At 63.8% G+C, this 25,329-nt stretch carries 27 protein-coding genes; 11 read left to right on the top strand and 16 right to left on the bottom strand.

The genetic code is table 11. From position 1 onward, the window contains the following. Window positions 1-147: 147 nt before the first annotated feature. The 6 genes from MKI86_RS09280 to MKI86_RS09255 form a co-directional block, all read right to left on the bottom strand. A complete protein-coding gene (locus tag MKI86_RS09280) occupies window positions 148-402 on the bottom strand; it encodes a hypothetical protein (RefSeq protein WP_241600205.1) in 255 nt (84 codons plus the stop codon). Between the two features lie 606 nt (window positions 403-1,008). Next, window positions 1,009-2,178 (bottom strand): M20 aminoacylase family protein, encoded by a 1,170-nt coding sequence (locus MKI86_RS09275; RefSeq protein ID WP_241600203.1) that lies wholly within the window; start codon window positions 2,176-2,178, stop codon window positions 1,009-1,011. A gap of 13 nt (window positions 2,179-2,191) precedes the next feature. Then, a complete protein-coding gene (locus MKI86_RS09270; RefSeq protein WP_241600201.1) occupies window positions 2,192-3,010 on the bottom strand; it encodes an ABC transporter permease in 819 nt (272 codons plus the stop codon). Next, window positions 3,007-3,738, bottom strand: a complete 732-nt coding sequence (locus MKI86_RS09265) for an ABC transporter permease (RefSeq protein ID WP_241600199.1) — start codon at window positions 3,736-3,738, stop codon at window positions 3,007-3,009. Before MKI86_RS09265 ends, MKI86_RS09270 begins: the two co-directional genes overlap by 4 nt. A gap of 70 nt (window positions 3,739-3,808) precedes the next feature. Further along, a complete protein-coding gene (locus tag MKI86_RS09260) occupies window positions 3,809-4,591 on the bottom strand; it encodes a transporter substrate-binding domain-containing protein (protein WP_241600197.1) in 783 nt (260 codons plus the stop codon). A 28-nt stretch (window positions 4,592-4,619) separates the two neighbouring features. After that, entirely contained in the window at window positions 4,620-5,393 is a 774-nt protein-coding gene (locus MKI86_RS09255; RefSeq protein WP_241600195.1) for an ABC transporter ATP-binding protein, read from the bottom strand. Between the two features lie 213 nt (window positions 5,394-5,606). On the opposite strand from MKI86_RS09255, the gene MKI86_RS09250 reads away from it, so the two are divergent. The 4 genes from MKI86_RS09250 (at window position 5,607) to MKI86_RS09235 (ending at window position 10,008) form a co-directional block, all read left to right on the top strand. Beyond that, the gene (locus MKI86_RS09250; protein ID WP_241600193.1) at window positions 5,607-6,485 is read left to right on the top strand and encodes a dimethylarginine dimethylaminohydrolase family protein; all 879 of its coding nucleotides are present in this window, start codon (window positions 5,607-5,609) and stop codon (window positions 6,483-6,485) included. Window positions 6,486-6,549: 64 nt separating this feature from the next. Further along, the gene (locus MKI86_RS09245; protein WP_241600191.1) at window positions 6,550-7,185 is read left to right on the top strand and encodes a TetR family transcriptional regulator C-terminal domain-containing protein; all 636 of its coding nucleotides are present in this window, start codon (window positions 6,550-6,552) and stop codon (window positions 7,183-7,185) included. A 28-nt stretch (window positions 7,186-7,213) separates the two neighbouring features. Further along, window positions 7,214-8,404 (top strand): pyridoxal phosphate-dependent aminotransferase, encoded by a 1,191-nt coding sequence (locus MKI86_RS09240; RefSeq protein ID WP_241600190.1) that lies wholly within the window; start codon window positions 7,214-7,216, stop codon window positions 8,402-8,404. Next, on the top strand, window positions 8,401-10,008 hold the full coding sequence (locus tag MKI86_RS09235; RefSeq protein WP_241600189.1) for a 5-guanidino-2-oxopentanoate decarboxylase: 1,608 nt from the start codon (window positions 8,401-8,403) through the stop codon (window positions 10,006-10,008). The genes MKI86_RS09240 and MKI86_RS09235 overlap by 4 nt, the downstream gene beginning before the upstream one ends. A 57-nt stretch (window positions 10,009-10,065) precedes the next feature. Here the strand turns inward: MKI86_RS09235 and mscL are convergent, their stop codons facing one another. After that, the gene (mscL, locus tag MKI86_RS09230; protein ID WP_241600188.1) at window positions 10,066-10,512 is read right to left on the bottom strand and encodes a large conductance mechanosensitive channel protein MscL; all 447 of its coding nucleotides are present in this window, start codon (window positions 10,510-10,512) and stop codon (window positions 10,066-10,068) included. Window positions 10,513-10,731: 219 nt separating this feature from the next. On the opposite strand from mscL, the gene MKI86_RS09225 reads away from it, so the two are divergent. Then, entirely contained in the window at window positions 10,732-14,232 is a 3,501-nt protein-coding gene (locus MKI86_RS09225) for a hybrid sensor histidine kinase/response regulator (RefSeq protein WP_241600187.1), read from the top strand. Window positions 14,233-14,234: 2 nt separating this feature from the next. On the opposite strand, the gene MKI86_RS09220 is transcribed toward MKI86_RS09225, so the two are convergent. Both MKI86_RS09220 and MKI86_RS09215 read right to left on the bottom strand, forming a co-directional pair. After that, a complete protein-coding gene (locus MKI86_RS09220) occupies window positions 14,235-14,888 on the bottom strand; it encodes a response regulator transcription factor (RefSeq protein WP_241600186.1) in 654 nt (217 codons plus the stop codon). Window positions 14,889-14,957: 69 nt separating this feature from the next. Further along, window positions 14,958-15,386 carry a hypothetical protein gene (locus tag MKI86_RS09215; RefSeq protein WP_241600716.1) on the bottom strand — a complete coding sequence of 143 codons (429 nt, stop codon included), beginning with the start codon at window positions 15,384-15,386 and terminating at the stop codon, window positions 14,958-14,960. Window positions 15,387-15,494: 108 nt separating this feature from the next. Here MKI86_RS09215 and MKI86_RS09210 point away from each other — a divergent pair, with 108 nt between their 5' ends. The 3 genes from MKI86_RS09210 to MKI86_RS09200 all read left to right on the top strand — a co-directional run bounded on the left by MKI86_RS09210 (window position 15,495) and on the right by MKI86_RS09200 (window position 17,241). Beyond that, window positions 15,495-15,842 carry a DUF952 domain-containing protein gene (locus MKI86_RS09210; RefSeq protein ID WP_241600185.1) on the top strand — a complete coding sequence of 116 codons (348 nt, stop codon included), beginning with the start codon at window positions 15,495-15,497 and terminating at the stop codon, window positions 15,840-15,842. Further along, the gene (locus MKI86_RS09205; RefSeq protein ID WP_241600183.1) at window positions 15,842-16,927 is read left to right on the top strand and encodes a quinone-dependent dihydroorotate dehydrogenase; all 1,086 of its coding nucleotides are present in this window, start codon (window positions 15,842-15,844) and stop codon (window positions 16,925-16,927) included. The genes MKI86_RS09210 and MKI86_RS09205 overlap by 1 nt, the downstream gene beginning before the upstream one ends. Before the next feature lie 134 nt (window positions 16,928-17,061). Then, window positions 17,062-17,241 carry a DUF2934 domain-containing protein gene (locus MKI86_RS09200; protein WP_241600181.1) on the top strand — a complete coding sequence of 60 codons (180 nt, stop codon included), beginning with the start codon at window positions 17,062-17,064 and terminating at the stop codon, window positions 17,239-17,241. A 21-nt stretch (window positions 17,242-17,262) separates the two neighbouring features. Here MKI86_RS09200 and MKI86_RS09195 read toward each other — a convergent pair whose 3' ends face one another. The 5 genes from MKI86_RS09195 to MKI86_RS09175 form a co-directional block, all read right to left on the bottom strand. Then, the gene (locus MKI86_RS09195) at window positions 17,263-17,445 is read right to left on the bottom strand and encodes a hypothetical protein (RefSeq protein ID WP_241600179.1); all 183 of its coding nucleotides are present in this window, start codon (window positions 17,443-17,445) and stop codon (window positions 17,263-17,265) included. Beyond that, window positions 17,442-17,693 (bottom strand): hypothetical protein, encoded by a 252-nt coding sequence (locus MKI86_RS09190; protein ID WP_241600177.1) that lies wholly within the window; start codon window positions 17,691-17,693, stop codon window positions 17,442-17,444. The genes MKI86_RS09195 and MKI86_RS09190 overlap by 4 nt, the downstream gene beginning before the upstream one ends. Before the next feature lie 93 nt (window positions 17,694-17,786). Further along, window positions 17,787-19,148: an MATE family efflux transporter gene (locus tag MKI86_RS09185; RefSeq protein ID WP_241600175.1), complete on the bottom strand. Its 1,362-nt coding sequence runs from the start codon at window positions 19,146-19,148 to the stop codon at window positions 17,787-17,789. A 27-nt stretch (window positions 19,149-19,175) separates the two neighbouring features. Further along, the gene (locus MKI86_RS09180; protein ID WP_241600173.1) at window positions 19,176-19,664 is read right to left on the bottom strand and encodes a CAP domain-containing protein; all 489 of its coding nucleotides are present in this window, start codon (window positions 19,662-19,664) and stop codon (window positions 19,176-19,178) included. Window positions 19,665-19,666: 2 nt separating this feature from the next. Continuing rightward, window positions 19,667-19,933: a DUF6460 domain-containing protein gene (locus MKI86_RS09175; RefSeq protein WP_241600172.1), complete on the bottom strand. Its 267-nt coding sequence runs from the start codon at window positions 19,931-19,933 to the stop codon at window positions 19,667-19,669. 143 nt (window positions 19,934-20,076) lie between these two features. Between MKI86_RS09175 and MKI86_RS09170 the strand changes: the two genes are divergently transcribed. Together MKI86_RS09170 and MKI86_RS09165 are read left to right on the top strand one after the other, a co-directional pair. Continuing rightward, window positions 20,077-21,018: a class I SAM-dependent methyltransferase gene (locus tag MKI86_RS09170; RefSeq protein WP_241600170.1), complete on the top strand. Its 942-nt coding sequence runs from the start codon at window positions 20,077-20,079 to the stop codon at window positions 21,016-21,018. Window positions 21,019-21,073: 55 nt separating this feature from the next. Continuing rightward, window positions 21,074-21,709 (top strand): DUF6198 family protein, encoded by a 636-nt coding sequence (locus MKI86_RS09165; protein ID WP_241600168.1) that lies wholly within the window; start codon window positions 21,074-21,076, stop codon window positions 21,707-21,709. A 4-nt stretch (window positions 21,710-21,713) separates the two neighbouring features. On the opposite strand, the gene MKI86_RS09160 is transcribed toward MKI86_RS09165, so the two are convergent. Beyond that, the gene (locus MKI86_RS09160) at window positions 21,714-22,178 is read right to left on the bottom strand and encodes a carboxymuconolactone decarboxylase family protein (protein WP_241600166.1); all 465 of its coding nucleotides are present in this window, start codon (window positions 22,176-22,178) and stop codon (window positions 21,714-21,716) included. Window positions 22,179-22,200: 22 nt separating this feature from the next. Next, window positions 22,201-22,698: an RrF2 family transcriptional regulator gene (locus MKI86_RS09155; RefSeq protein ID WP_241600164.1), complete on the bottom strand. Its 498-nt coding sequence runs from the start codon at window positions 22,696-22,698 to the stop codon at window positions 22,201-22,203. Window positions 22,699-22,805: 107 nt separating this feature from the next. On the opposite strand from MKI86_RS09155, the gene MKI86_RS09150 reads away from it, so the two are divergent. Further along, window positions 22,806-25,328 carry a ligase-associated DNA damage response DEXH box helicase gene (locus MKI86_RS09150; RefSeq protein ID WP_241600162.1) on the top strand — a complete coding sequence of 841 codons (2,523 nt, stop codon included), beginning with the start codon at window positions 22,806-22,808 and terminating at the stop codon, window positions 25,326-25,328. Window position 25,329: the final 1 nt, after the last annotated feature.

Raw genomic sequence — 25,329 nt, 5'->3', positions numbered from 1 at the left:
CCGACATAGTAGTCGCCGCTGGCGAAGGCAGCGGAGGCGCCGCCGAAGACGGAAGCTGCGATGAGGGCAGCGGCGAAAGTGGTGTTCAGGGTCTTGGTCATGGTCTTTGTCCTATTCAAATCTTGGGAGGTTTCGTCTGCGGTCGGATTAGTTGCCGTTAACCGGGGCTACCGAGCGGTAGTCGCCGCGGTCATAAGGCTGCTCGACAGAGGCCGACTGGCCGGAGACGACGTGCTTGTTGCCGATGCTGTTGGTGCGGAACGCGTCTACGTTCTGGCTCTGAACGGCATCCGGCGAACCGCCGACATAGTAGTCGCCGCTGGCGAAGGCAGCGGAGGCGCCGCCGAAGACGGAAGCTGCGATGAGGGCAGCGGCGAAGGTGGTGTTAAGGGTCTTGGTCATTGTGGTCGTCCTTTCCTATATGTGGTGTGGGAAGCGGCGGTGCGGTCTTGCTCGATTGCAGGGGCGGGCCAATTCTGGGGCGCTCACAGCTCTCTTTGCTTCAACGGTTCCGGCATCGTCTTTCCCTTGTGTTGACTTTCGGAAGCGGGGTGTGCCGCTTTCGTGATTTAAAGATGGTCCCTCATTTTGTGGGCCGCAAGGGTCTGCTTCTGGAAACAACTGTCAACGTTTGTTGAACAATGAAAACGGCGTCTAACGAGCACAACCCAAAACGATAAAATGCACCAGAACCGTCCGGCCGGACTGTTTATCTGCACAAACAATCATCAACATAAACATCTGATTTAAAAGAATATTATTTGAATGCCTTCATCATGAGGCAATGAATGCACGTAAAGTGTGCATCACGGAACTGTCACATTAACAAATGTGGCGGTTTACACGCTGCGCGAAATTTCAAGAGTTTCACGAAGGTGTGAGAAAGAAAATTAGTGCCGGAAAACACCGTATCGGCCCGGCTAAATTGTGACGGAATTGTGTCACAGAGGTCCGCGGGGCGGACCGGTTGTCCCAAATGCCTATCAGAATCCCTACGTGATTCCCTGTTCAGGCCGGGCGAAGATAATGCTCCGTAAGTTCGGTCCAGAAGGCGGCGCCGACGGGGAGAAGGTCGTCGTTGAAATTATAGGCGGGGTGGTGCAGCGAGTGGTCGTTTTCGCCGCTTTTGCCGCCGAGGAAGAAATACGTGCCGGGACGTTCCTTCAGCATATAGGCGAAATCCTCGCTGCCCATGAAAGGACGCTCGAGATCGACGACCTTGTCGGCGCCGGCAAAGCGGATGGCAAGGTCCCGCACCAGATCCGTCTCCGCCTTATGGTTGACGGTGGCGTCGTAGAAGCGCTGATAATCCACCGTCGCCGTCATGCCGTAGCTTTCCGCCTGTCCCACGGCGACCAGGCGGATGCGGCGCTCCAACTCATCGCGCACATTTGCATCGAAGGAGCGGATGCCCACCACGATCTCGGCGCGGCTGGGAATGATGTTGCTTGCCGAACCCGAATGGAACGAGCCGACCGTGACCACCGTCGGATCGATCGGGTGAATGTTGCGCGATACGATGGTCTGAAGCGCCATGACGATGGAGGCGCCGCAGACGATGGGGTCGAGCGTCTCCTGCGGTTCTGCGCCATGGCCGCCGCGCCCGTTGACGGTAATGCGCGCCTCGTCGACCGCCGCCATGATCGGGCCTTCGCGCAGCGCGAACTGGCCGAAGGGAAGGCCGGGCTCGTTGTGAAGCGCAAAGACCGCGTCGCAGGGAAAGCGGTCGAACAGCCCCTCTTCTACCATGATCTTCGCGCCGCCGAAATTTTCCTCCGCCGGCTGGAAGATGAGATGCACGGTGCCGTCGAAATTGCGCCGCTCGGCAATGGCCTTCGCCGCACCGAGCAACATGGCCGTGTGGCCGTCGTGCCCGCAGGCATGCATGCGGCCCGGCGTCTTGCTGGCATAGGGAAGGCCGGTTTCCTCCAGGATCGGCAGGGCATCGATATCGGCGCGAATGCCGATCGACTTGTGGCTCGTGCCGTTGGTGAGCGTCGCCACGAGGCCCGTCCTGGCGAGGCCGCGCGACACCGTGTAACCGTAGCCTTCGAGATGGCGCGCGATCACATCGGAGGTCCGCACCTCCTCCAGGCCGAGTTCGGGATGCTCGTGCAGGTCACGGCGAATGGCCACCATTTCGGGCATGTTGTTGAGCAAGGTCGTGTGGATCGTCATGTCGTCACCGGTATCAGGCGCCCCGCGTCGGGATCCTGCTTTCGAAATAGCGGAAGCCCACCACGAGAAGTGCGGTCAGGCAGAGATAGATGAGCGCCAGGAGAAGCAGCGGCTCGTAGGTGATGTAGGTCTCTTGCCGTACCTTGGAGACGACGGCATAGACATCGATCACGGTGATCGTCGCGACGAGCGGCGTCGCCTTCAGTTGCAGCACCGTCTCACCGTTCAGGGTCGGCAGGGCGCGATGGATGGCGCGCGGCAGCCAGATGCGGCGGAAGACGGTGAAGGGGCTCATGCCATAGGCGCGCGCGGCTTCCAGCTCGCCGGGCGGTACGCCGGCAAAGGCACCGCGCATCACCTCACCCTCATAGGCAGCAAAGGAGATGGTAAGTGCCGCCACCCCATAAGGCCATGCCTCGCGCAGATAGGGCCAGAGGAACGAATTGCGGATTTCCGGAAACTGCGGAAAGAGCGAGCCGAGGCCGTAATAGAGCAGCCACAGTTGCAACAGCAGCGGCGTGCCGCGGACGATGGTGCAGAACCCCTTTGCGAGCATCTTCAGCGGCCACGGCCCGGTGACCTGCACGAGGCCGATCGGCAGCGCCAGCAGGAACCCGAGGATCGACGTCACGAACAGCAGCATGAGCGTGACGCCGACGCCATAAACGAGGCGGCCGGAATATTTCGGCACCCAGTCCCAGCGCATGAACCAGACGATACAGAAGACGAGCACGGCGGCGATCGCCATCAGCACGATGCGATGCGGCTTGAAGAAGCTCTGCTTCGTCGGCAGTTCGGTCAGCGCCATAGCGGCGACGGTCGGATCGCTCATCGCACGGCCTCCGGCATGCCGCGCCGGTAATGGCGCTCGATGAAGCCGATCAGCACGTTCGAAACCAGCGTGATCATCAGATAGAGTGCCCCTGCCGCGCAGAAGAAGAGCAGGTACGCTTTGGTGCTGCCCGCGGCCTGGCGCGTCACCAGCGTCAGTTCGCTGAAGCCGACGACAGCCAGCAGCGCCGTATCCTTGGTGGCGATCAGCCAAAGATTGGACAGGCCGGGAATGGCGTGCGGCAGCATGGCCGGCAGGGTGATGCGCCGCATGATCTGCACGGGCGACATGCCATAAGCGCGCGCCGCTTCGATCTGCCCCGCCGGCACCGCCTTGATCGCGCCGCGCAGCACCTCGGTCGAATAGGCGCCCTGCACGACGCCGATGACGAAGATCCCCGCGGCCAGGCCGCTGATATCGACCGGCCCCCAGCCAGCGGCGTTCGACAGCCTGTTGAGCACATCCGTGCCCGCATAATAGAGAATGAGGATCAACACGAGTTCCGGCACCGCGCGCACCAGCGTGGTATAGACCTCCAGCAGATCCTTGGTCACGGGCCCGCCATAGAGCTTGCCCATCGCGCCGCCCGTGCCAAGCACCAGGCCGAGCGCATAGCCCCCGATCGCAATCTGCACGGACTGCCACAGACCTCCCAGAAGCACGCCGCCCCAGCCGGGCGGGTTGAGCGCGAGCAGGCTCCAGTTGATCAGCGATCCGGCATCGGCCATGGGGTCTCGTATCCGTTCGGGAAGGAAGCGCGGCGGTGCCCGGCACCGCCGCGGTGGTCATCGGAACCCATCAGCCCCCGTAAACGTCGAAATCGAAATACTTCTTGGTGATCTCGTCATAGGTGCCGTTGGCACGGATGGCCTTGATCGCGGCGTTGATCTTTTCCTTCAGCTCCGCCTCGCCCTTGCGCAGGCCGACACCGACGCCAAGACCGAGAATATCCGGGTCGTCCTTGACGTTGCCCTTCAGGTCGCAGCAGGCAGCGCCCTGTTCGGATTTCAGGAACGCGGACAGCGCGATGGAATCCGCCTGCACCGCATCGATGCGGCCGGCGGCGAGGTCGTTGTTGGCCTCGTCCTGCGTCTGGTATTCCTTCACCGTCGCGCCGTTCTCGCCGAAATACTTGTTGGCATAGACCTGGTGGATGGTCGCGACCTGCACGCCGACAGTCTTGCCCTTCAGCCCTTCCGGCGTGGCTTCGAAGCTTTCGCCCTTCGGGCCGATGACCGCCGTCGGGGTGTTGTAATACTTATCGGAGAAATCGATCGTCTGGAGGCGCTCAGCGGTGATCGACATCGAGCCGATGATCATGTCGATCTTGTTGGAGGTGAGCGCCGGGATGATGCCGTCCCAGGCAACGGGCGTGATTACGCAATCAAGCTTGGCTTCGGTGCAGATCGCCTTCATGAAGTCGACTTCCCAGCCTTCCCAGTTGCCGGAAGCATCCGGCGAGGTGAAGGGCGGATAGGGCTCAGCGGCAAAGCCGACGCGGACCTGCTGGGCCGCAGCGCCCGAAACGGCGGCAATGCCGATGGCGGCGGCAAGGGCGATTGTCTTCAAGGCATTCTTCATGATCTTCCCTCTGTTGGTCTTATGGTTTTCAGTGGATGGAACTGATGAACTTCTTCAGGCGCTCCGACTTCGGCGATCCGAACAGTTCGTCCGGCGGACCCTGTTCCTCGATGACGCCATTGGCCAGGAAAACGACGTGGCTCGCGACATTGCGGGCGAACTTCATTTCGTGCGTAACGAGGATCATCGTGCGCTTTTCCTTGGCGAGATCGCCGATGACGGAAAGCACTTCGCCCACCAGTTCCGGGTCGAGCGCCGAGGTGGGCTCGTCGAACAGCATGACATGGGGCTGGATGGCGAGCGCGCGGGCAATCGCCGCGCGCTGCTGCTGGCCGCCGGAGAGAAAGGCGGGATAGGCATCGCGCTTCTCATGAAGGCCGACGCGCCGCAGCAGCGTTTCGGCGCGGTCGACCGCCTCGTCCTTGCGGATGCCGAGCACATGCACCGGCGCCTCGATGACGTTTTCGAGGATCGTCATATGCTGCCACAGATTGAAGCTCTGGAAGACCATGCCGAGACGGGAGCGGATGCGCTGCACCTGCTTTCGGTCGGACGGCAGCTGTCCACCGTGACCGTCCTTCTTCATGGAGATGGTCTCGCCGTGAATGGTGACCGAGCCGGCGCTCGGCAGTTCCAGCATGTTGATGCAGCGCAGCAGGGTCGACTTGCCCGAGCCCGAGCCGCCGATGATGGCGATGACGTCGCCCTCATGCGCCGTGAGCGATACGCCCTTGAGAACCTCGAGCGGTCCGAAGCGTTTGTGCAGGTCCCTGACTGCGATTGCCTCGGCACGCTCCATCATCGCGCGCTTGCCTCGCGCGCACGGAAAGTCGATGCATGACTCATGCCAAATTCCCCTGTTTTTCAACGTTCCCGCGGGCATCTTCGGCCCGTCGTTCTCTTTGTTTAAGTCATCGTGGCACTTGTTAAGAAATTGTTCAAGCGTATAATAATCGTCACGCCGACTTTTATTCCGGCGCCCGTCCATCGATCCCGTTTCTGCCAGGAGTATTGAATGACCGCCTTCGGTTCGCAGGAAATGTCTGCCCCTCTCAAGCGCGTTCTCATGCGCCGTCCCGGCGCAAGCCTGCGCGCCGCCGATCCTGCCAAATGGCATTACGGGCCGACATTCGATGGCGAGCGCGCAGTTGCACAATATTCCGCCTTCGCGGAGATGGTGGAAAAATCCGGCGCCGAAATCATCTGGCTGGAAGACGATGGCGATGGCCTCGCCGACGCGATGTTCACGCATGATCCGTCGCTTATGTCGGATCACGGGGCCATTCTGCTGCGCATGGGCAAGCCGCTGCGTGTTGCCGAAACCGCGCTGCACGAAAAGGCCTATGCCGAGCGGCAGATTCCCATTCTCGGTCGAATCACGGGTGAAGGCACCGTCGAAGGCGGCGACTGCATTTGGCTCGATGCGAAGACGCTCGTCATCGGCCGCGGCGTGCGGACAAACCAGGAAGGCATCGATCAGATCACGCGCATTCTCGCACCGCATGGCGTGAGCGTGCTCGCCTACGATCTCCCGCTCTGGCAAGGCGAAGAAGCATGCCTCCACCTGATGAGTGTGATGAGCCCGCTTGCCGACAATCTCGCGCTGGTCTTCGCGCCGCTGCTTCCCGCTGCCTTCTACCAGCTCTTGAAGAAGCGCGGCATACAGCTCATCGAGGCCCCGGCCGACGAGTTCCATGCCAGCAACGGCCTATCGCTCAACGTCTTGCCGACGAAGCCCTACGACGTCATCATGGTGGAAGGCTTCCCGGCCACCAGGGCGGCAATGGAGGCGGCCGGCTGCACCGTCCAGACATTCGAGGCCGACGCGCTCTGCATCGCCTGCGAAGGCGGGCCGACCTGCCTCACGCGGCCGGTGCTGCGCCAGGCCGCATGAGGCAATTCCAGCCAGCACATACGGGCGGATTTGCCGTCGAAACCGCCCAGAACGAGAGGATGACATGGCCCGCCGGACCTTTCATCGCGCCCCCGAGGCCGAGCGCCGCCACGACCTGATCGAGGCGACGCTCGACTGCATCGCCGAATACGGGCTGCAGGGGGCGACGGTCCGGCAGATCGCCATTAAAGCGGGCGTCACGGCCGGCCTGATTCGCCACTATTTCCAGTCGAAGGAGCACATCCTTCAGGAAGCCTATCGCGTGGTCATCGCCCGGCTGACCGAAAAGGCCGAGCGCGTGACCGGTGATGCGGAAACGCGGCTGCGCGACTTCATCGTCATCAACCTGACGGAGCCGGTCGCCAACAGCCGCAGCCTCTCCTTGTGGGCCTCGTTCATCAGCCGGGTCAGCGTGGACCCGGAACTGGCGGCGATCCATCGCGAAGGCTATCTCGGGTTTCGCAACGCGCTCGAAACACTGCTGGGCGACTTTCTGGCAGAGCGCGGTGCGGATGCCTCGCCGGAGCGCTGCCGCCGGCTTGCCATCGCCGTCAACGGTCTTCTCGACGGCCTGTGGCTGGAAGGTTGTCTTGCCGGTGAACTCTTCGGTGAAAGCGAACTCGTCGAGATTGCGCTGACATCCATCGAAACGCTGCTCGGACTGCCGCTGAGACCGGCCGATGCCGGGCCGCGACCCTAGACCGATCATTCCCATGCGGAGGACAGCCATGCGCTACGCATCCATCACAGACCGGCTCGCAAATCTCGGCTCCGAGAAATGGGCGATCCATGCGGAGGCGCGGCGCATGAAGGCCGAGGGTCAGCCGATCATCGAGCTGACCATCGGCGAGCCTGACGTGCCCCCGGATGCGACCCTTCTGGCAGAGGCGGTGCGTGCCATGCATGCCGGCCGCTACCGCTACTCCAACGGGCGCGGCGAGCCGTCCGTCGTCAGCGCGCTGGTGCGCAAGTACGCCAAGCGCCGGGCCGGCGTGACGGAGGAGAACGTGCTCTGCTTTCCCGGCACGCAGACCGCACTTTTCGCCGTCATGCTGGGCCTTGTCGAAGCCGGCGACGCCGTGCTCGTCGGCGATCCGCTCTATGCGACCTATGAAGGCGTCATCCGCGCGACCGGCGCCGCACAGATCACCGTGCCGCTGCGCCCGGAAAACGGCTTCCACATGAAGGCCGCCGATCTCGAGGCCGCCATCACGCCGCAATGCCGCGCGGTGCTACTCAACACGCCGCACAATCCGACCGGCGCGGTGCTGACGGCGGGTGAGATTGCCGAGATCGGCGAGGTTTGCCGCAAGTACGACCTGTGGATCGTCTGCGACGAGGTTTACGAACAGCTGATCTTCGGCGCCGCCTTCGCCTCGCCCTTCGACAATCCGGATCTAGCGGAGCGCACCATCGTCGTCTCTTCCATCTCGAAATCCCATGCGGCGCCCGGTTTTCGCAGCGGCTGGGCCGTTGGCCCGGCGGAATTCTGCACGCGCCTGCTGTCGGTGTCGGAGACCATGCTGTTCGGCGGCCAGCCCTTCATCGCCGATATGACCGCCCATGCGCTGGACAACCCCATTGGCACCGCCGCCACGATGCGCGCCACCTACAAGGCCCGCGCGGCGCGCTTCGCCGAGGCGCTGTCGCGCGCCCCGGGCCTCGTGCCGTTGCCGCCGGAAGCCGGGATGTTCATCGTCGTCGATGTCTCAGGTACCGGCCTGAGCGGCGAGGAATTCGCCTGGGCGCTGCTGCGCGAGGAAAGCGTCGCCGTCATGCCTGGCTCTTCGTTCGGCGAAGAGGCGAAGGGTATCATCCGCCTCAGCCTCACCGTGCCCGATACCCATATAGACGAGGCCTGCAAGCGCATCGCAGCCCTTGCTACCCGTGCCACAAGCCCGAAGGAGCGCTACGCATGACCACCAAAACCGTCGGCGAAGTTCTGGTCGATCTGCTCGAAGCCAATGGTGTGGAGGTCGTGTTCGGCATTCCCGGCGTTCATACGGTGGAGCTCTATCGCGGCCTCGCCGCCTCGAAGATCCGCCACATCACGCCGCGCCACGAACAGGGCGCGGGCTTCATGGCGGACGGCTATGCGCGCGTCTCCGGCAAGCCGGGCGTCGCCCTCGTCATTACCGGCCCGGGCCTCACCAACACCATCACCGCGATGGCGCAGGCGCGGCAGGATTCCGTGCCCATGCTGGTCATCTCGGGCGTCAACAAGCGGGATTCGCTTGGCCATGGCCGCGGGCTGCTGCACGAACTGCCGGACCAGCAGGGCATGATGAAGACGCTTGCCCTCTATTCCCACACCCTGCTCAATCCTGCCGACCTGCCGCTCGTCGTCGAGCGTGCCTTCGCCGTTCTCCTGTCCGGCCGTCCCGGCCCGGTGCATATCGAGATCCCCACGGACGTGATGGCAAAGCCGATCGAGACCGGGAGCTTCAAGCCGGCCGTCGCGACACGCCCGCGTGCCGATGCCGAAACGCTGCAGCGCGCGGCGATCCTCTGCACCAATGCCTCGCGCCCGGTCATCCTGGCCGGCGGCGGCGCGGTGACCGCGGAAGACGAGATCCGCGACCTTGCAGAGCGCATCGGCGCGCCGGTCGTGACCACCGTCAATGCGCGCGGCATGCTCGCCGGCCATCCGTTGCGCGTGCCCGCCAGCCCCAGCCTCAAGGCCGTGCGCCGCCTGCTTGCGGACGCCGACCTCGTCATCGCCTTCGGCACCGAGTTCGGCCCAACCGATTACGACATTAACGTCGATGGCGGGTTCCCCCGGCTCAAGTCGCTGATCCGCGTGGACATCGATGCCGCCCAGCTTGCCCGCACGCCGCAGATGGGCCTGTCGGTCTTCTCCAGCGCCAAGACGGCCGCCGCCGGCATGCTCGGCTTCCTTGAGGGCCACAAGCCGATCGGCAACGGTTCCCAGCGCGCGGAGGCCGCACGCAAGGGCGCGTGGGGTGAGCTGACGGCGAAGATGCAGGCCGAAGTCGGCGTCATCGACGCCATCTGGCGCACGCTGCCCAAGGCGATCATCGTCGGTGACTCCACCCAGGCCGTCTATGCCGGCAACTACTATTGCGATGCGCCGCGCGCCCGCAGCTGGTTCAACGCCGCGACGGGCTACGGCGCCCTCGGCTTTGCGCCACCGGCGGCGGTGGGCGCGGCCCTTGCCGAGCCGGGCGCGCCGATCATCTGCCTTGTCGGGGATGGCGGCCTGCAATTCTCGCTTTCGGAAATCGGCTCGGCGGTCGATGCGGATGCCCGCGTCATCTTCCTCGTCTGGAACAATGACGGCTATCAGGAAATCGAAAACTACATGATCGACGCCGGCATCACACCTGAGGGCGTCAAGCCCTCGGCACCCGACTTCATCGCCATCGGCACGGCCTATGGCGTGCCCTCGGAACGGCTTGCAGATGTGCGAGACCTGCCTGAAGCGCTTGCGCGCGCCGCCGGCCGCAAGGGCCCGAGCCTTGTGGAAATCCACCAGACCAAGACGGCCGGCGCAACGGCCTGACAGACAAAAAAAGGCCCGGCAGACCGGGCCTTCTCTTCATGCTCAGGGCAGGTCGCCTCAGACGGCCGGGCGGCTCTGGCTCTTCAGGAGATCGCGGATCTCGGTGAGCAGCTGGACATCTTCCGGCGGCGTAGCAGCCTCGGGCGCACCGGCGGCCTTTTCCTTTTCCAGCGATGCGCGCATGCGGTTCACGCCCTTGATCATCAGGAAGATGATCCAGGCGAGGATAAGGAAGTTGATGAGCACGGTGATGAAGTTGCCGTAGGCGAAGACCGCGCCCTGCTCGCGGGCGGCGGCCAGCGATGTCGCCGTGACATTGCCCGACAGCGCAATGAAATAGTTGGAGAAATCGAAACCGCCCCCAGTCAGCGCACCGACGACCGGCATGACAAGGTCGTTGACCACGGATTCGACGATCTTGTTGAAGGCTGCGCCGATGATGACACCGACGGCAAGGTCCATGACATTGCCGCGGGCGATAAACTCCTTGAACTCATTGAGCATGAGGGCCTCCTTTTGCTGCGAGTGACAAGGAAACTAATTTAGTTTTACTTCCGATGGAACTGTGAACTGTCAATCTCCCGATGGTTACACACCGCCATTTCGCAGCCGGCCGTCGCAGCCTGCCCTCACGCGTTTTGCGTCTACACCCAAGGCATAATTTGCTTCCGCGCCGCTTTCGCCTATTCTCGCGCAAAAGGCCGAAGGACTGCGGGAGGAAGCATGCCGGGATCGCTGATCATCGCGCTCGCGCTCGCCTATCTGCTGCTGCTCTTCGCGGTCGCAAGTTATGGCGACAGCAAGGCCCGGCGCTCCGAACGCGCGTCGAAGGGCCGGCCGCTCGTCTATGCGCTCAGCCTTGCGATCTACTGCACCTCCTGGACCTATTTCGGCGGCGTCGGCCTCGCCACCACGCACGGTCTCGAATTCCTCGGCATCTATATCGGGCCGATCCTGATGTTCACGCTCGGCATGCCGCTGCTGCGCCGCATCGTGACACTCGCCAAGTCCGAGCGCCTCACCTCGATCGCCGATTTCGTGGCCGCCCGCTACGGCAAGAACCCGGGCGTGGCCGCCGTCGTCGCGCTCATCTCGCTGATCGGCTACATTCCCTATATCGCGCTGCAATTGAAGGCCGTGTCGAGTTCGGTCGCGGCGATGGTGGACACGACCGGCTTCGGCATCGCGGCCTCCGGCGGCCTTATCGACCTGCCGCTGGTCGTTTCGCTGTTCCTTGCCTGCTTTGCCATCGTGTTCGGCACGCGCCACACGGATGCGACCGAACATCAGGACGGCCTCATCCTCGCCATCTCGATGGAATCGGTGGTCAAGCTCATCGCCATGGCCTCAGTCGGCTTCTACGTCATCTTCTTCATGTTCGACGGTCCCGGCGATCTCTGGCAGCGGGCGTCCGAAAGCGTGCCCGTGATGCAGGCGCTGACTTACGAAACGCCCGTCGCGCGCTGGATCCTGCTGATCGTGCTGTCGGCCTTCGCCATCGTCATGCTGCCGCGCCAGTTCCACGTCACCGTGGTCGAGAACCGCACGATGGGCGAGCTGCGGACAGCGGGCATTCTTTTCCCGCTCTACCTCATCGCCATCAACCTCTTCGTCCTGCCCGTCGCGATCGGCGGCGTGCTGACCTTCAACGGCCAGGGCGATGCCGATCTCTACGTTCTCACGCTGCCCTTCGCGCTCGACCAGCCTCTCCTGACCCTGATCGCCTTCATCGGCGGCTTTTCAGCCGCCACCGCCATGGTCATCGTCGCCTCGGTGGCGCTGTCCATCATGGTATCGAACGATATCGTCATCCCGGTCGTGCTGCGGCGTAACCTCATCGGCGGCGTCGAGCAGCAGGACGACATCTCGCGCATGCTGCTGCGCATCCGCCGCCTCGCCATCTTCTTCGTGATCCTGCTCGGTTACGCCTATTATCGCGCAACGACCGCCAATGCCGGCCTTGCCTCGATGGGCCTGCTGGCCTTTGCCGCGGTGGCGCAGGTGGCGCCCGCGCTGCTCGGCGGCCTGTTCTGGCGCAATGCCAATGCACGCGGCGCGATGGCGGGCATGATCTGCGGGCTGGTGGTCTGGGCCTACCTGCTGTTCCTGCCCAGCATCGGGGTTGCCGACAACGCCTATGTCGCCGAGACCATTCTGGGTTTCCTCTTCCCCGGCACCACCCTATTCACCGGCGAAGCCGCCGATCCGCTGGTCAACGCGACGCTTATCGCCATGATGGTCAATGTCGGCGCCTATGTCATCGGTTCGCTCACGCGCAATCCGACATCGCTGGAGCGTCTTCAGGCCGGCACCTTCATCCGCTCCAAACCCCGGCTCGAGCGTGCCTTCCGCGGCCGCCGCACCAAGGTGACGGTCAAGGACCTCAAGACCACGATCGCCAAATATCTCGGCGAGGAGCGCATGCAGCGCTCCTTCCACACCTATGAGCGACAGGTCGGCCGCTGGCTGGAGGACAACGCCCCGGCGGATGCGGCCATCGTGCATTTTTCCGAACAGCTCCTGGGCAGCGCCATCGGTTCGTCCTCGGCGCGCCTCGTGCTTTCGCTCGTGCTCCAGCGTATCGACGATACGCCGACGGACACGGACTGGCTGCTCGATCAGGCCAGCGAGGCGCTGCAATACAATCAGGACATGCTGCAGACCGCGCTCGGCCAGATGGACCAGGGCATCGCCGTCTTCGACAGCGACGGCAATCTCACGGTCTGGAACCGGCGCTTCCGCCAGTTGCTGGACCTGCCGGAATATGTCGGCCAGGTCGGCTTCCCGCTCGCCGATATCGTTGAGATCCTCGTCGAGCGCGGCGATATCGCGGAAGAAGACAGGCAGAGCGCGATTTCCCGCATCATGACCTTCGATGAGGCCTTCCCGCTGGTGCTGGCCGGCGGTGAGCGAATCATCGAGGTGCGCACCAATGCCATGCCGGAAAAGGGCTTCGTTTCCACCTATACCGACATTACCGACCGGGTCGCGGCCGACCGCGCCCTCAAGCAGGTCAACGAGACGCTGGAGCATCGCGTTGCCGAGCGCACGGCTGAACTCACCCGAGTCAACACCGCGCTGGCAGAGGCCCGCGCCGCCGCCGAGGAAGCCAATATCGGAAAGACGCGCTTCTTCGCCGCCGCCGGCCACGATATCCTCCAGCCGCTGAATGCCGCCCGGCTCTACTCCTCCTCGCTGGTCGAGCGGCTGGGCGATACGGAAAACCGGGAGATGATCCACAACATCGATTCCTCTCTGGAATCGGTGGAGGCGATCCTCGGCGCCGTGCTCGACATTTCGCGCCTCGATACGGGAGCGATGAAGCCGCGGGTGCAAACCGTCCTGCTCAAGGATCTGCTGAAGCGCATAGAAACCGACTTCGCCCCCATCGCGCGGGCCAAGGATCTCAGCTTCAAGGTGCTGCCGAGCTCGCTTGCCATCCGCACGGACCCCAACCTGCTGCGCCGCGTGGTGCAGAACCTCGTGTCCAATGCCATCAAGTACACCCATTCCGGCAAGGTTCTCGTTGGCGTGCGGCGCAAGGGCGACCGCGCCTATATCCAGGTCCTCGATTCCGGCATCGGCATTCCCGCCTCCAAATTCCGCACCGTCTTCAAGGAATTCGCCCGCCTCGACGAGGGTGCCCGCACCGCCCCGGGGCTCGGCCTCGGGCTCTCGATCGTGGATCGCATCTCGCGTGTGCTTTCGCATCCGGTCGAGTTGCAGTCGGCGCCCGGGCGCGGCACCAGTTTCAAGGTCCGTGTGCCCATCGATGCCGCGGCAAGCCGGCCGGTGGCCGAAACGTCCGCACGCGCGCAGACGAGCGAGGAGCCCCTGAAGGGGCTGCGGGTGCTGTGCATCGACAACGAGCCCAGGATCCTCGACGGCATGCGTCTGCTGCTGTCCGGCTGGGGTTGCACCGTGACGCTGGCGGATTCCGTTGCGGCGGTCGAAGCAATGGTGGCGGACGGGGCACCCGATTTCGGCGCCGTCATCGCCGACTACCACCTCGACGACGGCACGGGGATCGCCGCGATCGCTACGCTGCGCAAGGCGCTTGGCCGCGAGGTGCCGGCCCTGCTCGTCACTGCCGACCGCACGCCGGATGTGCGCGCCGAGGCGGAACGCGACAATATCCTCGTGCAGAACAAGCCCGTCCGCCCGGCCTCGATGCGGGCCTGGCTCACGCAGCTTTCAACGGTGGAACGCGCGGCCGCGGAGTAACGTCAGGCTGCCGCCTGCGCAGCGCCGATCTTGCCGAGCTGGATGACCGCCTGGGTGCGGCTGTCGACGTTGAGCTTCAGGAGAATGGCCGAGACATGGGCCTTGATCGTCGCCTCGGACACGCCGAGTTCATAGGCAATCTGCTTGTTGAGCAGGCCCTCGGCCAGCATGGCGAGCACGCGCGATTGCTGCGGTGTCAGGGTGCGCAGGCGCGCGATGAGGTCGGCGACTTCGCCGTCCTGTTCGGGCGCGCGCACATAGCCGCCCGGCGTATAGACATTGCCCTCCAGCACCGAACCGATGCCTTCGCGGATATCGTCGATGGAGGCGGATTTGGAAATGAAGCCGGATGCGCCGAGATCGAGCGCCCTGCGGATGGTCGCGGGATCATCACTGGCGGAAACAATGACGACTGGCAGGCTCTGGAACTCCGCCCGAAGCGCGATCAGGCCCGACAGGCCGCTGACGCCGGGCATGGCGAGATCGAGAAGCAGCAGGTCCGCGTCCGGATGGGCCTCGGCCGCCTTGCGCGCGGCCTCGAAATCGCCCGCCTCGACGATATCAGGATTACCCGCCATTCCGGTCAGTGCCTGTTTCAGCGCGCCGCGGAACAGCGGATGGTCATCCGCGATGATGATCGTGAGTGCCGATGCCATGCGCTCCCTCCCAAGAGTTGATGGACCCCGCGACGGAACAGGCACGGCGCTGGCCGGCAAAGCGTTCCGTCAGGTCTTCTGCGGGACCGCGTCCTTCCCGGGGGCCGGCTCCTCCTTGCCATCCTCCAGGTTTTTCACGATGCCCATGAACCTTTGCATCATCTTTTCCATGATGCTCATGGTCCGGTCAATCTCTTCATCCGATGGTAGAGCAGGTTTTGCGGTTGACTGACCGGTTGCAACAGCTTTTTCCAGCGCTTCGACGCGCTTGGTCAGGAGGTCGAGCTCCTTTTCGAAGGCCGCGCGCTCGTCGGCTGCCATGCGGCAGACGATCTGGCCGTCCTTTTCTTGGCAGAGCGAGAGGTCGCCGGAGGCGGTGTCGAGCCGCACGAAGCCCGCATCCGTTTTTTCCATGCGGTAGCGGCCTTCGCCTTCGGCATGGGCGGCGCCCGCCGCAAGCGCGGCAACAAGGGTCAGGGGAAGAGCGGAAATTCGCATGCAAAATCCTCCAAGAGCCGGTTTGCCGGGCTGTGGCCGGTGGACATTCGTCGTTCTTTGCGGCAAGCGCTAGCGTGAAACGCGCCAGCCAGAGGAGAAACGGACGAGATGACCAAGACAATCTACAAGATCGTTCCGTCAAGTCTGTGGCAAAAAGCGAAGGCGGCCGGAATATTCGAAGGCGCGGCCATCGATCTTGCCGATGGCTACATCCATTTCTCCACCGCAGCGCAGGCCAGGGAGACCGCCGCACGCCACTTCGCCGGCCAGAGCGACCTTCTGCTCGTTGCGGTCGATGGCGATGTACTCGGCGACACGCTCGTCTACGAACCCTCGCGTGGCGGCGATCTCTTTCCGCACCTTTACGCCGCGCTTCCCCTGTCTGCCGTCCTTTGGGAAAAGCCCCTGCCGCTCGGACCCGACGGCGCCCACCAGTTTCCGGAGATGCCGCTCTGATGTCGTTGCTTTCCTCGCTCGGCCGCAAGGGCCTCTTCCTGTTCGACCCGGAAACCGCGCACGGCCTGTCCATATCAGCGCTGAAGACCGGCATCGTGCCCGCCTGCCCCGCCAAGGCCGATCCGCGCCTGGCGCAGACCGTCGCCGGGCTTCACTTTCCCAATCCGCTCGGCATGGCCGCCGGCTACGACAAGAATGCGGAGGTGCCCGAAGCGCTCATCCGCCTGGGCTTCGGCTTTGCGGAGGTGGGCACGCTGACGCCGCGCGCGCAGGAGGGCAATCCCAAGCCGCGCATCTTCCGCCTCGTCGCCGACAATGCCGTGATCAACCGGCTCGGCTTCAACAATGCGGGCCATGCCGCTGCCCTCGAACGCCTGAAGCGCTGCCGGCGCGATGCGCTGATCGGTGTCAATATCGGCGCAAACAAGGACAGCGTCGACCGCATCGCGGACTATGTGGCCGGCATCCGCACCTTCTACGACGTCGCCCGCTACTTCACCGCCAACATTTCCTCGCCCAACACGCCGGGCCTGCGCGACCTGCAGGCGAAGGAAAGCCTGCACGCGCTGCTGTCTTCCGTGCTGACGGCACGGGCCGAGGAAGCGACGCGCAGCGGCCGGCAGGTTCCGGTCTTCCTCAAGATCGCGCCCGATCTTTCCGAAGAAGGCCTCGACGATATCGCCGAGGTGGCGCTGGCCCATCCGCTCGACGGGCTGATCGTTTCCAACACGACCCTCGCGCGCGAAGGATTGCGCGATACCCGCCAGGCCGGCGAAGCCGGCGGGCTTTCCGGCAAGCCGCTCTTCGAGAAATCGACCATCGTGCTCGCCAAGATGCGGCGGCGCGTCGGCGACGACATGCCGATCATCGGCGTGGGCGGCGTTTCGGATGCTGAGACCGCAGCGGAAAAGATCCGCGCGGGTGGGAACCTCGTGCAGCTCTATTCCTGCATGGTCTATGCCGGCCCTACCCTGCCGGGTGCGATCGTCAGCGGCCTCTCGCGCCTTTGCGATCGCGAGCAGGTATCGACGATCTCCGCCCTTCGCGGCATCCGCACGGCGCACTGGGCCGATCGTCCTATCTGACGGCCCTTACGGAACCAAACCAGCCCAGCGGGATTCCTATAGGGCGGGTGGAGTGTCCGGCAAAAGCGGTTCACATCGACGGTAGCCTGCACCGACCCCGCCTTTATGGCCGAATGGCCAAGGAGGGACGCACCATGGAAGACCAGGACGACAGGATTCGCAGAAGGGCCCATCAGATCTGGAAAGAGGAAGGCAGCCCTGAGGGTCGGGAATATTCCCATTGGCTGCGCGCCCGAGCGGAGATCCGCGAAGAGGATGCCAACACCATCACTCAGGATATACGCAAGGCCGCGCAGCTCGACAGGCCGCATTAAGCGGCAGGCTATGGGTGGTGTTCAGCGTTGGTTCGAACGGATTTCATCCAGCTTCCCGATAACCACCGCAAGTGCGAAACAAACCGACCCCAGGCCGAAGGATATGGTTCCAAGAGTCAATCTTGGAACCGATTCAGCCTCGACAATGAACATCAAGCCGATTGCCATCTGTATCAGCGCAAGAGCAAAGACGGCTATCTTCATTTGATCGCCGCGCAATCGAACTTGATCGCGTCGACCTCACCGGAGGCGACGTTGTATTCGCTCATCTGCAGAAAAGAGCAGACATAAATCTTCTCCTCGTTCTGCAGGAAGACATAGTTTCCGGATGTCGATTTGATCTCATATCCCTGCGCGGCCAGATCCAGGATCGTCGGCCGTCTTTCGGCATGGGCGGCGGAATTCATCGCAAGAAAAACGAGGGTAGCGGTAAAAAGGCTTTTCATTTTCATCATGTACTCTGTTTTCGTTTCATCTGATCCATGGAGCAAACGAAACGCAGAGTAATCGGGGTGAGGCAGCGTTCAACCCTAAAAAAGAACGATCTAGATGCGGCTTTGCCCGGCAAATTGCCGCCCCGCCAGCGCCGGCATACGCAGCGCCAGGAACAGTCCCCGGAATGCGAGGAACAGGTTGAGCGCCAGCCAGAGGCCGTGATTGCCCAGAAGCGGAACGAACAGCGCCAGTGCCAGGAGATAGCCGACGAATGCCGCCAGCATCATGTTACGCATCGCGCCGGACCATGTCGCGCCGATGAACACCCCGTCCATCTGGAAAGCGAGCGCGCCGGTGACGGCGGTCAGCGCGGCCCAGGGCAGGTATTTGGCTGCTTCCGCGCGCACGCTTTCCGTCGTCGTCAAGAGACCGATGATATCGGTACCGAAGACGAGGAACAGCAGCGTCGTCACGATGCCGAGGCCGAAGGACCAGACGAGCGTGAGCTTGACGGCACGGTCGAAGGCCGGCCGGAAATTGGCGCCGAAGGCGCGGCCCACGAGCTGTTCGGCGGCATTGGCAAGGCCATCGAGATAATAGCCGGCGACGAGGAAGATGTTCATCAGCACCGCATTGGCGGCCAACACCAGCGGGCCCATGGAGGAGCCGATGCGCGTCATGATAGCGAAGGCGCCGATCAGCACGAAGGTGCGGATCATGATGTCGCGATTGAGCGAAAACAGCGCCTTCAACCGTTCGCGCTCAAAGATTTCCGTGCGGGCAGGCCGCTGCCTTCTGTCGAAGCGCGACACGACCAGCGCTAGGCCCGCCAGCATCCCGGTCGTCTCGCCGATTACGGCGCCCCAGGCTATGCCCGCAATGCCCCAGCCCCACCACAGGCCGAGAACGATCGACAACACGATATTCACGCCGTTGATGATGGCCTGCAACATCAGCCCGGTCATGCCCTGCCCGCGACCCAGCACGAAACCGAGCAGCGCGTAATTGCCGAGCGCCATCGGGGCGGCGAGCGCGCGAATGAGGAAATAGGTCGAGGTCACGGCTGCGACATCCGGCGACGGCGCCATCAGGAACAGGCCGGCCGAGAGCAGGAAAGGCGAGAGCAGCGCAATCGCCAGCCCGCAACAGAGCGCGATGATGAGCGAGCGCCAGTACACCGCCTGCTCCTCGCGCCGGTCACCTCGGCCGAACGCCTGGGCGACGAGGCCGGTGGTGGAGGCGCGCAGGAAATTGAAGCTGCCAAGCAGCAGGTCGAACAGCACGGCGCCCACGGCCATGCCCGCCAGCGCATTAGCCGAGCCGAGCCGCCCGGCCACGGCCGTATCGGTCAGTCCGATCAGCGGCGTCGTGAGGAAGCCGAGCGTCATGGGTATGGCGATGGACAGCACCAGCCGGTGCGTCACCTCGAAGGGGCCGGCATTTTCGTTTTCGCTTACCGCCGATGCATTCATCGCCCTACCCCCGGTGGCTTGTTGCGTTCAGCTCGACAGGACCATTGCCCAGTACGGCCTGTTGCCCGAGGCGGGGTTGGAGACGACCGCCACGCCGAGGCCGCGATAGCCGGCACCCAGCATGTTCGTCAGGTGCCGGGGCGAGCGATACCAGGCATCGAAGGCCGCTGCCGCCGTGCTTTGCCCGACCGCGATATTCTCGGCAGCCGGAAGCGGCACCTCCATGCCCTTCATGCGCTTGAGGAAGTTCGCGCCGAGGCCAATATTGTGCTCCATCTTGCCGGCAGACGCCATGCGGCTCGCCTGATCCATCGCCGCACGCTGCGCCTGTCTGTCGATGGCAAGCGGCGGCAGGCCGCGCTCGGCCCTGAGCTTGTTGACGAGGCCGAGCGAGGCAGCCGTCTGGTCACTACCCGTCCCGGCCGAGGGGGCGAGAACGCTGGTGGTGGAACAGCCGGCGGCGAGAGCTGCGATGGCAGCCGCGGAGGCGGCGAGGAAAGTGCGGCGCGTCAGCATGGTCAGCGCTTATAGCTGAACAGGCGGATGAGGATGAAGATCGGCACGACGATGACTGCGCCGAGCAGGAGATAGTCGCCAAGCCGGCCGAGCGTCTTGAAGCCGGTATTCCAGATATCGAGCACGAAATCGCGTGCAGCAAAGAGGATATCGTCGGGATAGAGCCCGAAGATCGACATCAGAAAGCCCACGGCCACCGACAGGATCAGGAGCTTGATGATCACGCGCAGCGGCGAGTCGCCGAGGAACCCGTTCACGCCATTGGACATCCGCTGATTCTCCATAAATTCGTCTGCACTCCAGATAAGCCCTCACCGGTCAGCCGGCAAGCGAGGCATCCGTGTGAGAATTCACTTGCCTTTTGTTACGGCCCTGCCATGTAGCGGCGTCAGCTTCCCGTTTCCGAGCCCCCATGACGAGCCCGCACTTCTCCTCCGGCGATCTCATTGCCGACCGCCGCGCCGATTACGCCCGCATGTTTGCGGAATCGGGGGAGTACGCGGAGGCTGCGGAGCTGATGGAACAGGCGCTCGAGCAGGTGCCCGGCTGGGCGGCCGGCTGGTTCCGGCTGGCCGAATATGCCGAGAAATCGGGCCAGAAGGAGGCGGCCGCCACGGCGTTGCGCAAGGTCATCGCGCTCGATCCCGCCGATATCTTCGGTGCCGGCCTCAAGCTTGCCGTGCTCGGCGTCACCGAGGCGCCCGCCACCCCGCCGACACCCTATGTCGAACGGCTCTTCGACGACTATGCGGACCGTTTCGACACCGCCCTTGTCGAGCGGCTGGAATACACAGTTCCGCAGACGCTCGCGGCCGTCGTGCGCAAGTATGCGGGTGACGATGCCCGGTTCGGCCTCGTATCGGATATCGGTTGCGGCACGGGCCTGTTCGGCGTGGAAATCCGCAGCAATGCCGTGCGCCTCGAAGGCTTCGACCTGTCTGCCGGCATGCTGACCAAGGCCGGCGAAAAGGCGGTCTACGATCACCTCGCCCAGGCCGACCTGTCGCTGCCGGCCCCCGCAAGCGGCCTCTTTGCCGATGGACCGGAGGGGCGCGCCGATCTCGTCAGCGCCGCCGACGTGCTGATGTATCTCGGCGATCTCGCGGAAGTCTTTCCAAGCGTTGCCCGCCTTGCGCGACCGGGCGGGCTCTTTGCCTTTTCCGTGGAGGATAGCGGACCGGGCGAAACGCCGCGGCTGCGGCCTTCGTTGCGCTATGCCCATCCGGAAGGCTTCATCCGCCGCAGGCTTGGCGAGGACGGCTTCGATCTGCTGACGGTGGAACGAAGCGTGATTCGGCGTGACGCGGGCGAGCCCGTGCATGGTCTTCTCTTCCTGGCGAGACGCCGGGCATAGGCTTGCGTCCGACACGCGGCGCGATACAACAATAAAACACGAGCGGAGATCGGCCATGGACGGCGACAAGCGGCGTTTCGGCTTCTGGAATCCCACACCCACGCGCCACACGCCGCTGGAAGATGCGCAGGGCGTGTTTGCCAGCAGCATGATCGCCGCACTGGGCCTTGCCCTCATGAGCAGTGCCGGGCTGGTTGCGAGCGGCACAGCCGGCGTCGCCTTCATCCTGCATTACCTGACCGGATACAGCTTCGGCCTGTTCTATACGGTCGTGAACATTCCCTTCTATCTGCTCGGCCTCAAGCGCCTTGGCCGCGCCTTTACCGTTAAGACGATCATCGCGGTGTCGCTGACCTCTGTCATTACCGAGTTGCAGCCGCATTTCGTGCGCATCGAGAGCATCGATCCGATGTGGACGGCGGTGCTGGCCGGCATCCTGCTGGGTTTCGGCCTGCTCGGCCTCTACCGCCACCGCGCCAGCCTGGGCGGCGTGGGCATTCTCGCCGTCTATCTTCAGGATCGCTTCGGGGTGCGCGCCGGCCTCGTACAGCTTGCCTTCGACGTGGTCGTGCTCGCAGCGGCTTTTGCGGTCGCCGCCCCTTTCATCGTGCTGTGCTCGGTCGTCGGCGCGGTGGTGCTCAATCTCTTCCTGACCATCAACCACCGCGCAGACCGCTATATCGCGATGTGACGCCTCATGCCGCCTTTGTCGCCGCGTCCAGCGGATGCTGGCTGCGGAAGCTGACGGCGACACGGTTCCAGATGTTGATCGTGCCGATCGCAATCGTCAGCTTGGCGATTTCGGCGTCGGTGAAAAAGGCCTTCAGCGGTTCGTAAGCCGAATCCGGCGCTCCGGTGTCGGCCAGTCGCGTCACCGCCTCGGTCCATTCCAGAACGGCGCGTTCGACCGGGGTGTAGACAGGCGATTCCCGCCACACCGACAGGAGATTGATCCACTGTTCGGAAAGGCCGTGCTGACGCGCTTCCTTCACATGCATGTCGACGCAATAGGCACAGCCGTTGATCTGCGATGCACGCAGCTTGATCAGATGGATCAAGGCCGGATCGAGGCCTGATTCTTTCTTGATATAGGTCTCCAGTCCCATGATCGCCTTGTAGGCATCGGGCGCCGCCTTGTAGCCGTTCAGTCGTTCCTGCATGGTCGTTCTCCTGTTGTGGGCGTCATGCGCCCTGCTTGCGTTCATGAATGGCAAGAAAGGCGCAGCCGCGCGCCGCAATCGATCCGTCATCACCGGCCGCTACATCGGCGAGGATATCGGCCACCGTCACACGCCGCAGTTCGGCGCGGTAGGCCTTTTCCGCGCGCAGCATGGCGGCATTGATCTCGCAGGGGCGCGTGGGCTTGCCCGGCAGCGGGTTGGGGCCGCGCTGGCGGATTTCCAGACAGCGGAAGGCCGGCTCCGGCCCCTCCACGGCCAGCACGATATCCAGAAGCGTGATCTGCTCGGCGTTGCGTGCCAATCGGTAGCCGCCTCTGGGGCCGGGCAACGTGGAAAGCAGGCCGGCACCTGATAAGGCCTGGAGATGCTTCAACAGATAGCTCGTCTTCACGCCGTGATACGCCGCGAGCGAGGCGGCCGACAGCACGCCGTCGGCGGAGAGCTGCGCCAGCATCGCCACACTGTGGATCGCCTGTTCGACACCTTCACTGAGCTTCACCAGCACCTCCAAAAATCATGGACAATAATTATCCATGATTATTTACGAGTCAATCCTTTCCGTGCGGTTCTTTTCTTTCGGACGGGATCGACTAGCTTGTCTTCGACATGACCGATTCCGCCGAAGCCGCCCGTGCCCTGCTGCCCGCGACCTTTTCTGCATGGTTCGCAGGCAAGGGATGGCAGCCGCGCGCGCATCAGATGGAGCTTTTGTCGCGCGCGACCGCGGGAGAAAGTCTGCTGCTGATCGCGCCCACCGGCGCGGGCAAGACGCTGGCCGGCTTCCTGCCGGCGCTGACCGACCTGACGCGCCGCGGCAAGATCCCGCCGGGCTCGGCCTTCACCGGCATCCACACGCTGTACATCTCGCCCCTGAAGGCGCTTGCCGTCGACATCGAGCGCAACCTGATGAAGCCCGTCTCGGAAATGGGCCTGCCCATCACCATCGAGACGCGCACCGGCGACACCCCGCAGGCCAAGCGTCAGCGCCAGCGGCTGAACCCGCCCGACATCCTTTTGACCACGCCCGAACAGGTGGCGCTGCTCATTGCCAACGGCGAGGCGCCTCGCTTCTTCAAGGACCTGAAATACGTCATCTTCGACGAGCTTCATTCGCTCGTCACGTCCAAGCGCGGCCACCTGCTGTCGCTCGGCCTTGCGCGCCTGCGCCGCCTCGCACCTAGTCTCAGGACCATCGGTCTTTCCGCGACGGTGGCCGAGCCGATGGACCTGCGCCGCTGGCTGGTCGCGCAATCGGCCGGTGAGGAGAACCATGCCGGCCTCGTCACCGCGCCGGGCGGGGCTCGACCCATCATCACCATCCTCAAGAGCGAGGAGCGCGTGCCCTGGTCCGGCCATCAGGCGAAGTATGCCATGCCGGAGGTCTATGAGGCGATCAAGCAGCACAAGACGGCGCTGCTCTTCGTCAACACGCGCAGCCAGGCGGAAATCCTCTTCCAGGAACTCTGGAACATCAACGAGGATACGCTGCCGATTGCCCTGCACCACGGCTCGCTCGATGTCGGCCAGCGCCGCAAGGTCGAGCAGGCCATGGCGGAAAACCGCCTGCGTGCCGTCGTCGCCACCTCGACGCTCGACCTCGGCATCGACTGGGGCGATGTCGATCTCGTCATTCATGTCGGCGCGCCGAAAGGCGCCTCGCGGCTCGCCCAGCGCATCGGCCGCGCCAACCACCGCATGGACGAGCCGAGCCGCGCCATCCTGGTGCCTGCAAACCGCTTCGAGGTCATGGAGTGCCAGGCGGCGCTCGATGCCAACTATATCGGCGCGCAGGATACGCCGCCCGTCGGCGATGGCGCGCTCGATGTGCTCGCCCAGCATGTGCTCGGAATGGCCTGTGCCGCCCCTTTCGACGAGGACGACCTCTTTGCCGAAGTCACTTCCGCCTCGCCCTATACCGGCCTGCCGTGTGAAAAATTCGGTCGCATCGTGCAGTTCGTGGCGACCGGCGGCTATGCGCTGAAGACCTATGAGCGCTATGCCCGTATCCGCAAGACCGCGGACGGTCTCTGGCGCGTCTCCAACCCCGGGGTCGCGCAGCAATACCGTCTCAATCTCGGCACCATCGTCGAGATGCCGATGCTCAATGTGCGCATGGTCAAGCGCGGCGCGAAGGGTGCTGTCGGGCGCGGCGGGGCATCGCTCGGCAAGGTGGAGGAATATTTCCTCGAAATGCTCGCGCCCGGCGATACCTTCCTGTTCTCGGGCAAGGTGCTGCGTTTCGAGGGCATCCGTGAGAACGAATGCCTCGTCAGCCAGGCCTTCTCGCTCGACCCGAAAGTGCCGGCCTATGCCGGCGGCAAGTTCCCGCTCTCCACCTATCTCGCCGATCAGGTCCGCGGCATGCTGGACGATCCCGCGCGCTGGGGTGCCCTGCCCGATCAGGTGCGCGACTGGCTTTCCCTGCAGCGCGACGTCTCATCCCTGCCCAGGCGCGACGAGCTTCTGATCGAGACGTTCCCGCGCGGCAGCCGCCATTACATGGTGGCCTATCCTTTCGAAGGGCGGCTCGCCCACCAGACGCTCGGAATGCTGCTCACTCGCCGGCTGGAGCGCGCCGGCCGCCGGCCGCTCGGTTTCGTCGCCACCGACTATTCTCTTGCCATCTGGGCGCTGGACGATCTCGGCCACGCCTTTGCCGTCGAGCGTCCGTCGCTGTCCTCGCTCTTCGACGAGGACATGCTGGGCGACGACCTGGAAGCCTGGCTCGACGAAAGCTACATGCTCAAGCGCACCTTCCGCAATTGTGCCGTGATTGCTGGCTTGATCGAGCAGCGTCATCCCGGCAAGGAAAAGACCGGACGACAGGTCACCGTTTCCGCCGACCTGATCTATGACGTGCTGCGCAGCCACGAGCCGGATCACATCCTGCTTGAGGCGACGCGCAACGATGCGGCGGCGGGGCTTTTGGATATTCAGCGATTGGGCGATATGCTGGCTCGAATCAAAGGGCATATCACCAACCGGCAACTGACCCGCATCTCGCCGCTTGCCGTGCCGATCATGCTGGAAATCGGCAGGGAAACGGTGGCGGGAGAGGCACAGGATTCGCTGCTGGCGGAAGCTGCGGACGACCTGATCGCCGAAGCCATGGGCGGGCCGGATATTTAGG

Origin of the sequence: Shinella sedimenti, assembly GCF_022601905.1 — a bacterium.
Classification (GTDB): Bacteria; Pseudomonadota; Alphaproteobacteria; order Rhizobiales; family Rhizobiaceae; genus Shinella; species Shinella sedimenti.
The sequence above is the reverse complement of the archived record's forward strand: the minus strand, read 5'-3'. Positions and strand labels throughout refer to the sequence as shown.